Below are 2,018 nucleotides of genomic sequence, written 5' to 3'. Positions count from 1 at the left end.
CCTAATCAGAGAACTGGTGGCGGACTCGGCGGTGGTGTGTCCCCTACTTCTCAGGTCGATGCAATGGGACAGAGGACGTGACCATGTCAACACATCTCTTACGCAGATTGCTCACAGTGAGCTTGTGGCTGCTGGGAACCGGAGTGGCGTATGCCGAGGGCAATTGCCCTGATGGCTACTACCCGATTGGAGGGAGAGACTTCGCGGGCTGTGCGCCTATTCCAGGCTCTGGGAGCCAGCGGCAAGCGCCGCAGCAACCAGTTGAGCAATGGGAGCGTCGGTGGGGAGCGATTGCGACCTCCGTCCCCGATGGAATTCTCGGCGTGTCCACTGACAGGTCGAGCAAGCGAGAAGCCTCACAAACAGCAATAAGCGATTGCGCAGCGAAAGGTGGTCTTAATTGCAAGATCGAAACTGCATATGACAACCAGTGTGCTGCGGTTGTTGTAGGCGATGGAGCCTACAACGCACCTATTGCTGCAACGATGGATAAGGCCGTGGAGATTGGCATGAAGACATGCCGTGACGGTGGGCTCGCCAACTGCCACGTCTACTACTCCGCCTGCAGCCTCCCCGTGCGCACCCGGTAGCGCCCCGCTTCATATGTCAAACACCCGGCCAACGCCCATGAATGCATACCTTCGAGCAATAGCCCTATGCCTTGCCCTTCTAGCCGCTAGCAGCATCGGCCATGCAGCCTCGCCATCGAAAGATACCGCCTCACGACAGAGCAGCGCAGCAAGGTCGCTTTCCGTCGACTCCACCAGCGCGCTGCCTCCCATGGTCGCCAACCTGCCTAATGTGTCCTGCAAGCAGTCGAAAAGAGGCTGGAACCAAGAATGCACGTTCAACGATTGGCGCATCGAGATCGATGCCGGCGGATGCAGTGCGAAGAAGGGCGCTTATGGCAAGGTCTACATTGACGACGAGGCCGCCGTCATGCTCCAGCGCTCGCTGCCTCCGTCCCAGCCCGATGTCGAAGCGAAGCTCAAGGACGGGCAGTTCGTTTGCGTCGCAGCCACCGCACGTGGGTCCACCGGCAGTGAGCCCCAGTGGTACTACGTGATGGCCATCCCGGTTCGGTCGGTCAAAGCTTGTGCCGCCAAGTCGTTTTGTGCCAAACCCGGCGACCTTCCCATCGAGTGGATGCGATCCACATCCGGCCAACGCTGTCGCGTGAATGCTCGCGGCCGGTATGTGGGCGACTGTGCTGCCGGGTGGGTCAAGGCCAAGGAATTCGGCGAGTTTTCGATGGGTCTTTGAAGCCTCTTATATTTTCTACAGGGAGCATTGCATGAGCCAAGACATCTTCAACGAAGCAAATCTGCACTTCATGGAAGAAGGGCGGCGCTACGAATATGGCCGCGGCGACAAGAACTTGAGAAACCACTCGCCCAACGGTCGCTCCGACTCGAGCCGTACCGAGCAGGATCTCGATGGCGACGGCTTGCGTGGCGTGGATTGCTCATCACTCGTGTGGCGGGGACTTAAGAATGCTGGCTATGACGTGGGAGACGCGCCCTTCGCTACCAGCAAATTATTCAACGGCGGCCAAGTCAGCGATTACTCAAAGCAACAGTTCGACGTAATCGACGCCAAGAAGGCAAGTCAAATCAACGGAGAATTGCAGCGTGGTGACGTTCTGATGTTCAAGAGCGGGCACGGTCAGCACGTAGGCATTTTCAAGGGCTACGACAAAAGCGGGAACATCGAGTTCTTGGGCTCGCAGGTCAGTACCGGCCCTGCTGTGGTGTCCAAAGGCACGCAGAAAGGCGGGTATTGGAACGGGAGAGATTTCGAGATCGTCGGCGCGCTGCGGGCCAAGCCAGAGTTCCGGGTTCAGCCGCCACTGCATGGCAGTGCAGCAAACGTCACGCCACCATCTTCTGCACATGAGCAAATCCATGTGCAGGCATCGCCCAGAGGAGACCAACTCACTGACCCCAATCATCCCGGCAATCCGCTGTTCAAGCAGGCCCAGACCGGCATGCAGGCAATCGATGCCAAGTACGGTCGCC

3 protein-coding genes are annotated in these 2,018 nt (G+C 58.5%); all 3 read left to right on the top strand.

The genetic code is table 11. The features are described 5' to 3' along the window. Nucleotides 1–83 precede the first annotated feature (83 nt). The gene (locus EJI00_RS25635; RefSeq protein ID WP_126750107.1) at nucleotides 84–590 is read left to right on the top strand and encodes a DUF4189 domain-containing protein; all 507 of its coding nucleotides are present in this window, start codon (nucleotides 84–86) and stop codon (nucleotides 588–590) included. 190 nt (nucleotides 591–780) lie between these two features. Beyond that, the gene (locus EJI00_RS24740; protein WP_126750106.1) at nucleotides 781–1,263 is read left to right on the top strand and encodes a hypothetical protein; all 483 of its coding nucleotides are present in this window, start codon (nucleotides 781–783) and stop codon (nucleotides 1,261–1,263) included. Between the two features lie 31 nt (nucleotides 1,264–1,294). Next, nucleotides 1,295–2,018: NlpC/P60 family protein (locus tag EJI00_RS24735; protein ID WP_148110657.1), on the top strand; the 724-nt coding region annotated here is incomplete at its 3' end.

The sequence above is a fragment of the Variovorax sp. DXTD-1 genome (genome assembly GCF_003984625.1).
Taxonomy (GTDB): domain Bacteria; phylum Pseudomonadota; class Gammaproteobacteria; order Burkholderiales; family Burkholderiaceae_C; genus Variovorax.
Note: the sequence above shows the minus strand (reverse complement) of the source record. Positions and strands in the feature narration are given on the sequence as shown.